Here is a 14,645-nt window from a genome sequence, read left to right as displayed (position 1 = left end):
GATTTACCCAGTAATGGATCGGGCTTCCGTGCTTGCGGCATCACCGCCTCTGGAAGCCGGGCGGCGTTTTGCGAAACCCTTGCTTGTCAAAAGCTCGCGTTAGCCGTTGGAGCGGGTGCATCCTTGCACCGCCAGGGGATCACTTCAGGTACTGCTGCTCGTTCGCTTTCTGGGACTCGCTCAGGAACATGTCCAGCAGCTTGTCGCCTGCGTCGTCCTGGGCTTCGCGAATCGTTTCGATCAGTACCGGCTGGGTGGCGTCACGGAAACGGACGCGTTCTTCGGGCGACAGGGCGTTGACCTCCATCTTCTCCTTCAGGCCGGCCAGGCCGCGGTCGGACGCTTCGATGACGCGGGCGACGCCGCGGCCGGCGACGATGCCGGACTGGGCCGCGAAGTGGATGATGCCGCGCTCTTCGTCGCTGAGACTGTCGTAGAAAGCCTTGTTCAGCAGCAGCGTATAGGGCGCGAACAGGTGGTTGGTCAGGGTCAGGTACTGCTGCACCTCATCGAACTTGGCGAAGGTGACGGTCGGCACCGGGTTCATCTGGCCGTCGATGACGCCGGTCTGCAGCGACGAGTAGACCTCGCCCCAGGCCAGCGGATAGGCTTCGCCCCCAGCGACTGGATGATCTTCTGGTGGGTCGGCAGCGTCATGGTGCGGATGCGGATGCCCTTGAAGTCCTCCAGGGTTTCGATCGCCTGCTTGGAGTTGGTCACCGAGAAAACCGCCGGTATCGGGGAAGCCCAACACCTTGACGTCGCCCAGGGAGCCTTCGATGTCGCCGGCCAGCGCCTTGCCGAAGCCACCGTCGAAGACGTCGTAGGTGGCGGCATTGCTGTTGAACGCGAAGGGCACGTCCAGCACGCCGATACGCGGGTAGTAGCCGGCCAGGGCGCCGACCGAAGCCAGCGTACCCTGGATCTGGCCGTCGCGGACCATCTGGATGTGCTCCTTGGCGGAGCCGAGCTGGTTGCTGGGGTAGACCTCGACCTTGATCTCGCCGTTGCTGGCCGCCTCGACGATGTTCTTGAACACGCCGGTGAAGGCGTGCGCCGGGTTCTCGAACATGTCGGCCTTGTTGTCATGCGCGAAACGCAGCACCTTCTCCGCCTGGGCCGTCATCGGCACAGCCGCCGCCAGCGAGGCGATAAAAGTGGTGGTGGCTACGGACTTAAGTATTTTTTTCATTGTCGTCTCTCTTGGGTCTTGAGGGTGGTAACGTCAGGGTTTCAGGTTGCCGGGGTCAGTACCCCAGCAGCCTCGGGATAAAGAGCGTGACCTCGGGGAAGAACGCGAGCACCAGCAGCAGCACCAGTTGCCCGATCAGGAACGGCGTCAGGTCCACCGAGATGCGTTCCAGCTTCTCGCCGGTCACTGAGGACAGCACGAAGAGGCAAGCCCCGACCGGCGGCGTCATCAGCGAAATGTTCAGCGCCAGCACGAAGATGATGCCGGCGTGCAGCGGGTCCATGCCGATCTGCTCGGTCAGCGGCACCAGCACCGGCGCCAGGATGATCAGCATGGCGTTGATGTCCATGATCATGCCAACGACGAGCAGCAGGCCGATAATCATCAGCAGGATGACGTCCGGGTTGTCCGACAGGCCGCTGAAGAAGGTCGCGATCGCCTGCGGAATCTGGTTGAAGCTCAGCCACCAGCCGAAGATGGAGGCAGCGCCGATGATCAGGTAGATCACCGCCGAGATCTGCGCGGTGCGGATCAGCATCCGGAACAGCGCCTTCAGGCTCAGGTTGCGGTAGATCACCGCACCGATGAAGAGCGCGTAGGCTACCGCAACCGAGGCCGCTTCGGTCGGGGTCACGATACCGCTGACGATACCGCCAAGGATGATCAGCGGCATCAGCAGAGCCAGAATCGAGCCGCGGAAGTGGCTGAGGATCAGGCGCAGAGAGGGGCCCTCGGCCGCCTTCGGCAGGTTCTTGCGCCGCCCCATCGCGGCGATGATCGCCATGCAGACCAGGCAGATCAGCAGCCCGGGCAGGATACCGGTGGCGAACAGGCCGCCGATCGACACGCCCATCAGCGAGCCGTACACCACCATCAGGCCGGACGGCGGGATGGTCGGGCCGATGATGGAGCCCGCGGCCGTGACGGCGCAGGCGTAGGAGCGGGTGTATCCCTGCGCCACCATCGCCGGCACCAGGGTACGGCCGAAGGCGGCGGCATCGGCGGTGGCGGCGCCGGTAATACCGGAGAAGAACACCGACGCCACCATGTTGGAGTGCGCCAGGCCGCCGCGGAAATGCCCGACCAGGGCCTCGGCGAACAGCACCAGGCGCGAGGTGATGCCGGTGTGGTTCATGATTTCGCCGGCGAGGATGAAGAACGGCATCGCCAAGAACGGGAAGATATTGAGGCCGTTGAAGACCTTCGACGGCGCCAGCGACGCGAAATGCATGCCGCCGATGTCGAGGAGGCCGGCCAGACCGGCGATCCCCAGGGCCACGCCGACCGGCGTGCCGATTATCAGAAGTACGACCAGAATCAGGGCGATTAACATCGAATCACTCCCAGGGTTTCTTGTTGTTAGTCCAGTGAACGGCCTGGCGAACAGGCCCATCGGTTTTGTATCGGTCGAGAGGCTTTACTGCGCAGATGCCTTCTCGAGCTCGGACTCGGTAAACTCGGTGTCGTAACCCGGCTCGAACCATCGCAGCAGCGCGAACAGGCTCTGGAATGCCGCCAGCCCGAAGGCCACCGGGATCGCCGCATAGGGATAAGCCATCGGCAGCCCGAACACGGTCGACAGTTGTTGTAGTCCCTTCATGACCAGGCCGGCGCCGGCAAAGGCGATATAGCCGAAGAAGAGTACGCAGAGCAGGTCCACCAGGATGCCGAGGTGGCGGCGCAGGTGGCGCGGCAGCTTGGACGTGACGGTCGTCAGGCCGATGTGCTCCCGCGCGGCGCTGCAGCAGGGTACCGCCAGCAAAATGGCCCAGATCATGATGTAACGGGCCAGTTCCTCGACCCAGCTTATCTGCCAGTGCAGCAGGTAGCGGTCGAGCACGCCGATCCAGACGTCGATCAACAGGGCCGCCATCAGCAGACCGACGACCCACTGATTCAGCAGGTTGATCCTGCCGCTTAGCTGGGTTCCCAGCCGACGAATCATGCCCATTGGATGACCTCCTCTATTATCGTTATCAGTCCGCTTATGAACATAATCTTCATTAACGGTTAAAAATATGCACCTGCATGCAGTAAAAATCAACTGGAAATTTCAAATAAAGAAGATTATCTTCATATCTCGTCTGAAGATTGTCTTCACGCATAAGAGGAGAGCTCAACATGCCCATCGAACGTTTCAACCTCGCCGGCAAGGGCGCCGGCAGCCAGGAGCTGCCGTTTTCGAAAGCCACCAGGGCCGGCGGCTTCCTGTTCGTGTCGGGACAGGTGGCGATGGAGAACGGTGAGGTCGTGGAAGGCGGCATCGTGACCCAGACCCGCAAGGCCATCGAGAACGTCAAGGCGATCCTCGAGGACGCCGGCTACGGTCTCGAAGATGTCGTCAAGGTCAACGCCTGGCTCGACGATGCCCGTGACTTCTGGAGTTTCAATGGCGTGTTCAAGGAGTACTTCCAGGGACACCCGCCGGCCCGCTCCACCGTCGAGTCACCGCTGGTCGTCGATGCTAAGGTCGAAATCGACGTCATCGCCTACAAGGATCCGAAGTAAGCGCGGCCATTTCGAGCCCGGTGCCGCCGTCGGCGGCACCGGCTTCCCAAGAGGAACTTAGCATGCTGCTACAAGCCCTGAAACAGATGCCGCTGATCGCGATCCTGCGCGGCTTGCGTCAGGACGACGCCGTCGCGGTGAGCGGACTGTTGCTCGATTGCGGTTTCACCATACTGGAAGTTCCGTTGAACAGCCCCGGTGCCCTCGACAGCATCGCCGCCATCCGCTGCCACCATGGCGACCGGCTGGTGCTGGGCGCCGGCACCGTCCTGACGCCTCGGGACGTGGACGACGTCCTTGAGGCCGGTGGTGAACTGATCATCTCGCCGAACTGCAGCCCCGACGTGATCCGGCAGACCAAGGCCAGGGGTATGGTTTCGATACCGGGGTGTTATACTCCGACCGACTGCTTTTCCGCCCGGCGGCCGGCGCCGATCTGCTGAAGATCTTCCCTGCCGACTCGCTGGGCCTGCCCTACCTGGGCGCCCTGAAAAGCGTTCTGCCCGCCGGCACCGGCCTGGTGCCCACCGGCGGCGTCGATTCGGGCAACCTGGCCGATTACCTGGATGCCGGGATCGCCGGCGTCGGCCTGGGCTCGGCGCTGTTCCGCTCCGAACGCCCTCGCGAAGCGCTGGAAGCCGCGGCCCGGCACTTCGCCTCGATCGCGACGGTGTGCCAGGCCGGCAGTCATTTGTATTAACCAAAGGATACGCCGACCATGTCGCCGCCCGTAGCCCCCGATATCGTCTCGACGCTCAAGGAGAACAAGCCGTCCATGAGCAAGGCGGACCAGCGCCTGGCCGAGCTGATCCTCTCGGATGTCGACCGCGCGGTTCACGCCAGCACCACCGAGCTCGCCGAATGGTCCGGCACCAGCACACCGACGGTGACGCGCTTCTGCCGCAAGCTGGGTTTCAAGAGCCTGCGGGAGTTCAAGGTCCACCTGGCGCAGGCCCGCGCCGTCGGCGAGCGCTTCCTGACCGGCCAGACGTCGTCGGGCAACCACTCGGAAGCCGCCGAACAGGTGGTGCGCCGTGCCCAGCAGGCGCTGGAGATCCAGCTGGGCCTGTTCGACAGCGAACGGATCCAAACCGCGGTCAGCGCGATCCAAAACGCGCGCCGCATCGCGGTCTTCGGCTGCGGCGGCGGCTCCACCATCGTCGCCCAGGATACCGAGCACCGGCTGTTCCGCCTCGGTTTGGCGGTCAACGCCTACCAGGACAGCCAGATGCTGCAGATGGTCGCGGCGACGCTGAAAAAAGGCGACGTGCTGATCGCGATCTCGACCAGCGGCCGGGTGCCGGACCTGACCAACGCCTGCGAGATCGCGCGACACTACGAAGCGACGACCGTCGGCATCACCCGGCCCGGCTCGCCGCTGAGCGAGCATATCGACATCCTGCTCCCCGTCGACGTGCCGGAGGAGAAGCAGTTCGTCAACCAGCCGACGGCCTCGCGCTATGCGCTGCTGTCGGTGATCGACGTGCTGGCCTCGGAACTCGCCGTCGCCATCGGCGCCCCGGCGCTGGAGAACGTGCGCCGCATCAAGCACCAGCTGGTTTCGTACCGCGACCACGAGGACAGCCAGCCGCTGGGAGACTGAATTGTAATAATGGCGCTCTCGACTACAAACACGATTTCTCCGAGGTCATTGGCGGCGAGGAAGTTGTCATTTTTCAGAAGGCGATTGCACGGAATTTCAGAAGTCGATAGCACTACGCGTGGGCAGCAGATTTAACGAAACAGGGATTATCGCCACGCCGGCATTAGCGCAACATCTCAGTCATGGTGAAGCCTCACCGGAACAATGGCCCGGAAAGCCTCAACTGATAGCGGAATCTGAAAGTTATCTCCACCGCCGTTATTAGCATTGGAAATGATGCTTCTGTCACCGGTCGACGGGTCAACACTGACAACCGCGTCAAGCCCAATATCAACAACCAATAGGCGACCGGCAGCATCCCCGAACACGTCTCGGGGGAAGAGAACACTGGCCCAGCCCCCACGCCTTGACCTGACACCAAGGTACGATCGCCGGTGCTGGTGTCAACATGGAAGAGGCCTTTTTCCGGGTTGATGACATAAAGGTCATCATGCTGATCAACAAACACTCCTGGCAGTGCCGAGTTGAAGGAAGGCCCGCTCCCCACCAGACCAAATGCCGGCTCGTTTGTCGACGATATGACAGTCCTATCACCGGTGTCCGGATCAACCTTAATAACGGCGGCAAAATCCCCAACGTATATTGAGTCATCTCGGCCAACTGCCAGCCCTTCCGGAGCCAGAAAGAGGGGGCCATTTCCGTGGGTAAGGTCCGACAGGATGCTTCTGTTTCCTGTAGTTTGATTCACCTTCATAACAGCGTCCCGCCCGAAGTCACTCATGAGAAGATCGCCAGTCGACGCAGTATCAATATGAAAGGGGCGAGCAAGAGCAGGTCCCGTGCCTACGGCCAAATCATCTGATGACAAGATCTGTCGGTCGCCCGTAGTCGGGTCAATCGCAAAGACTGCATTGGCAACCTCATCAGTCACAAAGACATTGCCGAACCGGTCCAGAGTGATTCCGACTACCCCTTCAAAGCTTGGCCCGCTGCCAACCACTCCTCCCGAGAAGAATTCTCTGTTCCCGGTAAGTGGGTCGACCTTGACGATGGCGTCGTAGTGCGGATCTGCCACCAACATGTCACCACCTTTAAGAGGTGTGCCATATAGCGTGACACTCATACATGTGCAGAGAATCCCACACAGTGAAGCTAGTGCTTTCATCTTCGGCTCCCTCCTCGCTGTAGAGACTCACTTCAGTGTAGCCACTAGAGCGGCCAGATCTGCCCTTCTCCAATGCCGGCTGCTTATCTGAATCCTGCGCTCACCCCGACTTACTCGCCTTCAATGCGGCGTATAGGGCAGTCTTCCCAATCTTGAGGCGCGCGGCAGCCTCGCGGACGTTCAGGCCTTTGGCGATGTGCTCCCGCGCCAGTTGTAACTTCTCATCGTTGACGACGGGCTTGCGCCCCCTTTACGACCACGGGCGGCGGCAGCCGCCAACCCCGCCTTAGTGCGGTCGCGGATCAGGTCACGTTCGAACTGGCCCAATGCGCCAAACACATGAAAGATGAGTCGACCGCCCGGTGTGGTGGTGTCGATGTTTTCGGTCAGCGATCGGAACCCGACGCCACGGGCCTCCAGTGCACTGATTACCTCGATCAGATGCGGCAGGGAACGTCCCAGCCGATCCAGCCGCCACACAACCAACACATCCCCGTCGCGCAGAAACTCCAAGGCAGCCGTCAGTCCGGGGCGGTCAGCTTTAGCCCCAGAAACGGTGTCGTCGAAGATCCGCTCACAACTCGCCTTGCGAAGCGCATCTGTTTGCAAGGCAGTGTCCTGCTCCGCTGTCGATACTCGCGCATAGCCGATCAGCGCCATTGGTCGTCCTTTGTCCGTTAATCCGTCCGTTTATCTTATTGTCCGAAAACTCATTAAACAAGCCTATTGTTGGACACTGTCGGCATGGCCGTCTAACGATCGTTTTCCGGACAAGACAGAGATTTGGTGCGGAGCGGTTCCGGTCTGCTCGCATGTTCGGTCAAGAGATCTACTGACCGGCATCGTTCAGAAGTCCTCTGCACACATGGCGGCCAACCCGATGAACTGGTGCAGTCGCCTTAAGAATGTGGTTTACAAATGTAAAGATCCAGATAAATCCCGTATCTATTTTACAACAACCCGATACCTTCCATAACCTACTGTAATAAAAACATTTTTTGTGCAGTGCAGTATTTCGGTGTTAAGCCAATCTTACGTTAGTGCGCCGCATTACTCTCTTATATCCCCTATAACTGACTGGATTGTCACCGATTATTCATTATTGCCTGCAAATTGCATGGATCATGCTGAGCAGATGCAAAATCGTCATCTTGCATTGGAGGACAAGACTCACGTTCCATGACAGGGCCAATGGTATCGAGTGGGGCACGTTCCTTTCCCGGTATTGAGGTTGGGGAGGAACCCTCATGATTATAAGAAAAGCATTACTTCTTTTTTCGCGAAAGGTCGCAGCGGCTTTCTTTGGCTGGGTGTTGATTTCAACATTTGCATTGGCCGGTATCACCGAACGGGTAAGCGTCAACAGCGCCGGCGTTGAGGGCAATAACTTTAGCAATGTTCCGGCGATCAGCGCCGACGGGCGCTTCGTGGCCTTTCGCTCTGGTGCCAGCAACTTGGTGGCGGGCGACACCAATGGCACTGGTGACGTCTTCGTCCACGACCGCGCCACCGGCGCCACCTCTCGGGTGAGCGTCAACAGCTCCGGCGTTGAAGGCAATGGAGATAGCGCTAGAGATATTCCGGCTATTAGCGCCGACGGGCGCTTCGTGGCTTTCGTCTCCGGGGCCAACAACCTGGTGGCGGGCGACACTAACGGTGAAGAGGACATCTTCGTTCATGACCGCGACATCGGCGCCACCTTTCGGGTGAGCATCGACAGCGCCGGCAACCAGGCGAATGGCTCTAGCTTTGAGCCGGCGATTAGCGCCGACGGGCACTTCGTGGTCTTTCACTCTTTCGCCAGCAACCTGGTGGCGGGCGACACCAACCCTCTTGACGTCTTCGTCCACGACCGTGTTACTGGCGCCACCACTCGGGTGAGTGTCGACAGCTCCGGCAATCAGGCGGCAGGCGGTAGCGCCCGTCCGGCGATCAGCGCCGACGGGCGCTTTGTGGCTTTCGGATCCGGGGCCAGTAACCTGGTGACGGGCGACACTAACGGTCGTCCTGACGTCTTTGTCCACGACCGCGACACTGGCGCCACCACTCGGGTGAGCGTCGACAGCGCTGGCATTGAGGGCAATAGCGATAGCGATAATCCGGCGATTAGCGCCGACGGACGCTTCGTGGCGTTTAATTCTCGCGCCAGCAACCTAGTCGCGGGAGATACTAATGGTCGTTATGACGTATTTGTCCACGACCGTGTCACCGGCACTACCTCACGGATGAGCGTCGACAGCGCCGGCGTTGAGGGGAATGGCGATAGCTTCACCCAATCGGACATTAGCGCTGACGGCCGTTTCACGACCTTCCCCTCTCGCGCCAGCAACTTGGTGACCGGAGACACCAACAGCACAAATGACGTCTTCGTCCATGACCGCCTCACCGGCACGACCTCGCGAGTGAGCGTCGACAGCGCCGGCGTTGAGGCCAATGGCTCCAGCAGTAACCCGGCGATCAGCGCCGACGGGCGCTTCGTGGCATTCAGCTCGGGGGCCAGCAACCTGGTGGCAAGCGACACCAACGGCGCTTTTGACGTCTTCGTCCACGGCCGCGACCCGATCGCTGATGCTGGCCCCGATCAGGCCGTTGATGAGGGCACTCTTGTGACGCTGGACGGCAGCGCCAGCGCCTACGCCACGAACTATAGCTGGAGTCAGGTTGCCGGCGATTCGGTCTCCTTGTCCGACCCGTCGGTGGTGAACCCGAGCTTCGACGCCCCCTACGTCAGCATCAACACCACCCTGACTTTTGAGCTAATCGTCGACGACGGGGCCGGGAACTTCAGCGATCCCGACACCGTGGACATCACGGTGGTAAGCGTGAACAACCCGCCGGACGCCGACGCCGGCGACGACAGCACCATCAAGGAGGGGGCAGTGGCCACCCTGGACGGCAGCAACAGCTTTGACCCGGAGGGCGACACACCCCTCGGCTACGCCTGGACGCAGATTGCCGGCCCTGCGGTCACGCTCCAGCCCAGTGATTCGGTGGTGAGCCCCACCTTCACCGCCCCCTGGGGGTCGGCACCGTGCTCAGCTTCGACCTGGTAGTCGACGATGGCAAAGAGTTCAGCGCGCCCGACACGGTCGACGTCACCGTGGTAGAGAACAGCGCACCGATTGCGAACGCGGGGCCGGATCAGACCGTGGACGAGGCAACGCTGGTCGCGCTCGACGGCACCGCCAGCAGCGATCCCGACGGCGGCGACACTCTAAGCTTCGACTGGGCGGGGCCGGTGGCGCTCGACAACAATACCTCGCCGACCCCGACCTTCACCGCGCCCTTTGTGAGTGCCGGCGGCGATACTCTGACGTTTACACTGGTCGTGACTGACGATGACCCCGTCAATCCGAAGTCCTCCGCTCCGGATTCGGTGACTATCCATGTGCAAAACATCAACGATCCGCCGAGCTGTCACTTGGCGCGGGCGGTGTGCCCGGAATCGAAGATAAAGAACAATGACGACTGCACACTATGGCCACCCAACCATAAGCTGATACCAGTAAATATTGCGGGGGTTACCGATGTGGACAACAACGACGAGACGTTGCAGATCACCGCCGTGACGCAAGACGAACCCGTGAACGCCGGTGGCGATGGCGATTCGAGCCCCGATGCGGTGATCCAGATCGCCGACCCGGCCGACTCCGTCCTCATCCGAGCCGAGCGTACGGGCCTCAGCGACGGCAGTCAGGAGAACGGCCGGGTTTATGTGATCAGCTTCGTCGCCGACGACGGCTTTGAGAGTTGCACCGGTGCGGTCACTGTCGGAGTGCCGCATGATCGGAAGGATGTCCCGGTAGATGATGGGCAAAGCTATGACTCTACGCTGCCGTAATTATGGAGACGGGAACCTTTCGTTTCCCCTCAAGGAGGTCATCATGATTAACGTCTATCAATGCCACTCCTGGCTCTGCTGCACGGCTCTTGCCGGCCTTTTAGCCGGTACCTGGGCGCTGCCAGCAAAGGCCGACGTGTTAGTCACGGCCAGCCACACCTGGGTCTCCACCCAGGCACAATCCGATGGGTCCTATGCCGTGACCTTTGATGTCATGCTCAGCAACCAGGGCGATACCGATCTTTCGGCAATCACGCTTTTCCCCATACCAACCGATCTCCTGGTTATGGAACCAGAGTCACAGCCCCTCACCCTGGACAGCCTCGCCGTCAGTACTACCGCCAATATTAATTGGACGGTGAATACTTGGATACCCACAGACGAGGCGCTCGCGGAACTGCCGCTCCTGTTTCACGGCGACGGAACCGATGCGTTCGGCACTACTGTGTCCTTTGGGTTGGTCAGTGAAAGGGAGGTAACGCCATGAATATACGTATCCGCAGCTTGGTCAACCTCGCCTTAGGCCTATTTTTGTGCATGTCCGGAGCACTTTATGCAGGCACCACCGAGCGGGTGAGCGTCGACAGCGCCGGAACGCAGGGCAATGGCAACAGCATTGCTCCGATGATCAGCGCCGATGGACGTTCCGTGGCCTTTAGCTCCCGCTCTAACAACCTGGTGGCGGGCGACACCAACGGGACAATAGACGTGTTCGTCCACGACCGAGACACGGGCACCACCGAACGGGTAAGCGTCGACAGTGCTGGCAATGAGGCGGCTGGCGGCGATAGCTCTTCTCCGGCGATTAGCTTCAACGGACGCTTCGTGGCCTTTGTCTCAAACGCGAGCAATTTGGTTACGGGCGATACCAACGGGACTTTTGATGTCTTCATCCATGACCGTGACACTGGCACCACCGAGCGGGTCAGCGTCGACAGCTCCGGCAATCAGGTTGGCGGTTTTAATGTTGATCCGGCGATCAGTGCTGACGGACGCTTCGTGGCCTTTGCCTCTAACGGCAGCACACTGGTGGCGGGAGACACTAACGGGGCTTTTGATATCTTCGTCCACGATCGTGACAGCGGGGAGACGACTCGGGTCAGCGTTGACACCGTTGGTACGCAGGGCAATGGCCATAGCTTTCAGCCGGGGATCAGCTCCGATGGGCGTTTCGTGGCCTTTAGCTCCACTGCAAACAACTTAGTAGCGGGCGACACCAATGGGACTTTTGACGTCTTCGTCCATGACCGTGACAACGGTACCACCGAGCGGATCAGCGTCGACAGCGCCGGCGTTCAGGGGAATGGATTCAGCTTTAACCGTACTCAGGCGATCAGCGCCGACGACCGTTTCGTGACTTTTCACTCTTCCGCCAGCAACCTGGTGGCAGGCGACACCAACGGCAGGGACGACGTCTTCGTCCACGACCGCACCACCGGCACAACCTCGCGGGTGAGCGTCGACAGCGCCGGAGCTGAGGGGAATAACCATAGCTCTTCTCCGGCAATAAGCGCCGACGGGCGATTCGTCTCCTATCAATCTTTCGCCAGCAACCTGGTGGCGGGTGACACCTCCATCTTCGTTGATATCTTCGTTCACGACCGCAACACCGGCAACACCGAACGGGTGAGCGTCAACAGCGCCGGTGTTCAGGGGAATGGTTCCAGTTTTCAGCCCACTATCAGCTCCGACGACCGTTTCGTGGCTTTTCGTTCTTTCGCCAGCAACCTGGTAGCGGGCGACACCAACGGCAGGGACGACGTCTTCGTTCACGACCGGGGCCCTACGAACCAGTCTCCAATAGCCGATGCAGGGATGGATCAGTCGGTTGAGTGCGCCAGCGTAACGGACACAGCGGTGACTCTGGATGGCTCGGGTTCTTCCGATTCAGATGGAGACCCACTCAGCTATGACTGGTCCTGGGATACCAGCAACGCCAGTGGTGTTGGACCAACCATTTCGCTCCCACTGGGTTCGACGACCATCTCTCTTGTGGTCAATGACGGGCAAGAGGACTCCGCCCCTGATGAGGTCTTAGTGACAGTGAGTGTAGCCGTCGGTGGATTCCAGTCACCGTTGGCGGCGCTCGCGCCTAGCGGTGGGATTCCTGAGTCACCGGATAAAGCCTTTAAAAAGGGACGGGTACTGCCTCTGAAGCTGATACTCTCGTGTCAGGGAACGGTCTTGACAGGCTCTGATGTGACTGCACCAGAGATCATTGTGCTTACCCGTCAGGGTGAACCTCCGTTAGATCTAGAAGTGCTGGATCTAGATGCAGGTGAATCTGCTGACAGCGGCTTTCAATTCAGAGATTCCGGTGATGGTCAGTGGATTTATAACCTGAAGACAAGTGATCTGGCAGAGGGCACGTATGAGATTACGATCGAAATGCCTGATGGACAGCAGTATGACGGCACCTTTGTGCTGAAATAATTTATATGCGAATCAGCTTCGTGCCAGCAGTTAATTGGTGACCGTGCGGCCGGCCCGCTCTACGTAGTCCAGGACAAATTCAATTTCTTTGTCCAAGTTGACGCCGCGGCCTCCTCTGGAGGCTATCTGTAGCAATATGAAGCCTTGAAGCTTTTTCCGAGCGGTGTGGTTGGTGCGGAAATCTTGAGCACTATGATCGGAACTCTGCACAAAAGAGACATACGGCTCCATGACAGCCTCTTCCAGGGTACTGTTCTTCATAAGACCACATCCTTTTGGTCAATTGGTTTCAGCGTGTTGAGTGTAGCAGGCGCTAGCTGCACCATTGTGATCTGATGCCCTGGTAGTCCCGCGCCTCCTGCTCGCTGAGTGTCAGCTTATAGGTTGTCACCACCCGCAGGAATCGAGCGATGTACTGACACTGATCCGATTTTGCGAACCGCACCGGTGCCGTAGACTGCGCAATCAGCGCCTCTTGGCGCGAGTTCTGGCAGTCTCCATCAACATCAGCCCAGCCATTACCGAAACGCTCCCAGGCATAGTCGGTACCGGCCGCCACAGGTTTGGCAGAGCGCTCCGGTGGCCTCTGCCCCTTCGGGAGCCGGCCGCCGCTGTCCAGACAGGCCGTCAGCGTGCCGCTTATTCCGAGCTCGGAATAATCAACATAATTCCGATTATCGACCTTTTGCCGCAACGCCGTGGTGTTCGCATTCAAACAGTTTCCTGATTACCCAAAAACCTCAGCCATCTTTAACAGCCGGTATGGCATCGGCGGTGTTCGCACAGCGTGACGGCCAAGCTTGGGTAACAGGGCACGCAGATCAAAGCGGTTATTGAACCGGTAGCAGTACTCCGCCAGATGCCGGGGAAGATGCTTGGCACCGATCGAGTGGCAGCTGCCTCGTAGCGAGTTTTTTACATTGCTGATCATGGTATTAACCCAGTTGAAGGCTTTATGATTCAGGAGTTCCAGCTTGCCGCCGACGACAAACCCGAGGTGTTCGCAGCCGGCCTCCTGCGTGGCCTTGAAACACGCCAACCCATCCGACAAGACGATACCGCCGGAAGCCAAATGACGCTGTGCCCACTGGCCGATCGGCTGCGACCGGAAGCCGTCAACCACAGTCATTCTCATGTAGATCGGATGGCCCTTGTCGTTCAGGGCCACGGCGGCGACGAAGGGCGTCTTGTCGGCCGCGCCGCGACCGCGCTTGCCTCCACGTCGCTCGCCTCCCCAGTAGACATCATCCAGCTGGATGATGCCGCTGATGGGATGGCGATCGTCAGCTTCCTTCATTGCCTGGAGCAGCTTGTGTTTCATCATCCAAGCCGTGTCGTAGTTCACTCCGAGTTGGCGCTTCAGTTCCATCGCCGAGATGCCAGTCTTGCTTTGGATCAGCAGGTGCAGGGCCAGGAACCACTTGGTCAGCGGCAGCTTGGTACTCGCGAACAAGGTGTTGCCGGTCAAGGTCGTCTGATACCGGCAGCGGTTGCATTGCAACACTCTCGGGCGGCTTTTCAGCCGGCAATACGTCTTGTTGCCACACTCGCGACAGACGAAGCCCTGGGGGTAACGCCAGGCCAGCAGCGCCTGTTCGCACTGCTCCTCGGTGCCATAGTCCTGCATGAACTCGAACAGGCTGTAGCCTTTCTGAAACTGAACCTGGTTCTTAGCCATGATGCCGCCTCCGCTGGTTCTGTATATGCACACATGCTGTACACATATACAGTATAGCTATGACTGAGCATCATGGGTAATCAGGTACTTTTTTATCCCAAGCAGTCAATAGACGAGAATCGGCCGGCCACTGAACCACCCGATTCCCACTTGGCCTAACCGTGGGTCATCGCGACGTTCGTTGAATCACGGCCGTAGTGCTCAGATGTCATCTTTATTGCATAC

At 59.6% G+C, this 14,645-nt stretch carries 16 protein-coding genes; 8 read left to right on the top strand and 8 right to left on the bottom strand.

Going from position 1 to position 14,645, the window contains the following annotated elements; genetic code table 11:
* Positions 1 to 139: 139 nt before the first annotated feature.
* From dctP to ACFQDL_RS31410, 3 genes are all read right to left on the bottom strand, one after another.
* Positions 140 to 1,192, bottom strand: a complete 1,053-nt coding sequence (gene dctP, locus ACFQDL_RS31420) for a TRAP transporter substrate-binding protein DctP (RefSeq protein WP_379913758.1) — start codon at positions 1,190 to 1,192, stop codon at positions 140 to 142.
* A gap of 55 nt (positions 1,193 to 1,247) precedes the next feature.
* Complete coding sequence (locus ACFQDL_RS31415; protein ID WP_379913756.1) at positions 1,248 to 2,525, bottom strand: TRAP transporter large permease; 1,278 nt, start codon at positions 2,523 to 2,525, stop codon at positions 1,248 to 1,250.
* A gap of 84 nt (positions 2,526 to 2,609) precedes the next feature.
* Positions 2,610 to 3,143, bottom strand: coding sequence for a TRAP transporter small permease (locus tag ACFQDL_RS31410; RefSeq protein ID WP_379913754.1), 534 nt, complete (start codon positions 3,141 to 3,143; stop codon positions 2,610 to 2,612).
* Positions 3,144 to 3,313: 170 nt separating this feature from the next.
* Here ACFQDL_RS31410 and ACFQDL_RS31405 point away from each other — a divergent pair, with 170 nt between their 5' ends.
* The 4 genes from ACFQDL_RS31405 (at position 3,314) to ACFQDL_RS31390 (ending at position 5,303) form a co-directional block, all read left to right on the top strand.
* Positions 3,314 to 3,700: a RidA family protein gene (locus ACFQDL_RS31405; RefSeq protein WP_379913752.1), complete on the top strand. Its 387-nt coding sequence runs from the start codon at positions 3,314 to 3,316 to the stop codon at positions 3,698 to 3,700.
* Between the two features lie 62 nt (positions 3,701 to 3,762).
* Complete coding sequence (locus ACFQDL_RS31400; protein WP_379913750.1) at positions 3,763 to 4,143, top strand: beta/alpha barrel domain-containing protein; 381 nt, start codon at positions 3,763 to 3,765, stop codon at positions 4,141 to 4,143.
* Entirely contained in the window at positions 4,089 to 4,400 is a 312-nt protein-coding gene (locus ACFQDL_RS31395; protein WP_379913748.1) for a hypothetical protein, read from the top strand. The genes ACFQDL_RS31400 and ACFQDL_RS31395 overlap by 55 nt, the downstream gene beginning before the upstream one ends.
* Positions 4,401 to 4,418: 18 nt before the next feature.
* A complete protein-coding gene (locus tag ACFQDL_RS31390; RefSeq protein ID WP_379913746.1) occupies positions 4,419 to 5,303 on the top strand; it encodes a MurR/RpiR family transcriptional regulator in 885 nt (294 codons plus the stop codon).
* Between the two features lie 193 nt (positions 5,304 to 5,496).
* Here the strand turns inward: ACFQDL_RS31390 and ACFQDL_RS31385 are convergent, their stop codons facing one another.
* Both ACFQDL_RS31385 and ACFQDL_RS31380 read right to left on the bottom strand, forming a co-directional pair.
* On the bottom strand, positions 5,497 to 6,468 hold the full coding sequence (locus ACFQDL_RS31385; protein ID WP_379913744.1) for a Vgb family protein: 972 nt from the start codon (positions 6,466 to 6,468) through the stop codon (positions 5,497 to 5,499).
* A 180-nt stretch (positions 6,469 to 6,648) separates the two neighbouring features.
* Positions 6,649 to 7,128 (bottom strand): recombinase family protein, encoded by a 480-nt coding sequence (locus ACFQDL_RS31380; RefSeq protein ID WP_465264024.1) that lies wholly within the window; start codon positions 7,126 to 7,128, stop codon positions 6,649 to 6,651.
* Positions 7,129 to 7,715: 587 nt separating this feature from the next.
* On the opposite strand from ACFQDL_RS31380, the gene ACFQDL_RS31375 reads away from it, so the two are divergent.
* Genes ACFQDL_RS31375 through ACFQDL_RS31360 form a run of 4 tightly spaced genes read left to right on the top strand, consistent with a single transcriptional unit; the run spans position 7,716 to position 12,742 of the window.
* Positions 7,716 to 9,521 (top strand): TolB family protein, encoded by a 1,806-nt coding sequence (locus tag ACFQDL_RS31375; protein ID WP_379913742.1) that lies wholly within the window; start codon positions 7,716 to 7,718, stop codon positions 9,519 to 9,521.
* Positions 9,500 to 10,309: a PKD domain-containing protein gene (locus ACFQDL_RS31370; RefSeq protein ID WP_379913740.1), complete on the top strand. Its 810-nt coding sequence runs from the start codon at positions 9,500 to 9,502 to the stop codon at positions 10,307 to 10,309. The genes ACFQDL_RS31375 and ACFQDL_RS31370 overlap by 22 nt, the downstream gene beginning before the upstream one ends.
* A gap of 43 nt (positions 10,310 to 10,352) precedes the next feature.
* The gene (locus tag ACFQDL_RS31365; protein WP_379913738.1) at positions 10,353 to 10,796 is read left to right on the top strand and encodes a hypothetical protein; all 444 of its coding nucleotides are present in this window, start codon (positions 10,353 to 10,355) and stop codon (positions 10,794 to 10,796) included.
* The gene (locus ACFQDL_RS31360) at positions 10,793 to 12,742 is read left to right on the top strand and encodes a hypothetical protein (protein WP_379913737.1); all 1,950 of its coding nucleotides are present in this window, start codon (positions 10,793 to 10,795) and stop codon (positions 12,740 to 12,742) included. The genes ACFQDL_RS31365 and ACFQDL_RS31360 overlap by 4 nt, the downstream gene beginning before the upstream one ends.
* 30 nt (positions 12,743 to 12,772) lie before the next feature.
* On the opposite strand, the gene ACFQDL_RS31355 is transcribed toward ACFQDL_RS31360, so the two are convergent.
* From ACFQDL_RS31355 to ACFQDL_RS31345, 3 genes are read right to left on the bottom strand one after another with little or no spacing between them, the layout of a single operon-like run.
* A complete protein-coding gene (locus ACFQDL_RS31355) occupies positions 12,773 to 13,003 on the bottom strand; it encodes a hypothetical protein (RefSeq protein WP_379913735.1) in 231 nt (76 codons plus the stop codon).
* A gap of 52 nt (positions 13,004 to 13,055) precedes the next feature.
* Positions 13,056 to 13,457 carry a hypothetical protein gene (locus ACFQDL_RS31350; RefSeq protein WP_379913733.1) on the bottom strand — a complete coding sequence of 134 codons (402 nt, stop codon included), beginning with the start codon at positions 13,455 to 13,457 and terminating at the stop codon, positions 13,056 to 13,058.
* A gap of 12 nt (positions 13,458 to 13,469) precedes the next feature.
* Positions 13,470 to 14,420, bottom strand: a complete 951-nt coding sequence (locus ACFQDL_RS31345) for an IS1595 family transposase (RefSeq protein ID WP_379913731.1) — start codon at positions 14,418 to 14,420, stop codon at positions 13,470 to 13,472.
* Positions 14,421 to 14,645 lie beyond the last annotated feature (225 nt).

Origin of the sequence: Marinobacterium aestuariivivens (assembly GCF_042661465.1) — a bacterium.
Lineage (GTDB): Bacteria > Pseudomonadota > Gammaproteobacteria > Pseudomonadales > Balneatricaceae > Marinobacterium_A > Marinobacterium_A aestuariivivens.
The sequence above is the reverse complement of the archived record's forward strand: the minus strand, read 5'-3'. Positions and strand labels throughout refer to the sequence as shown.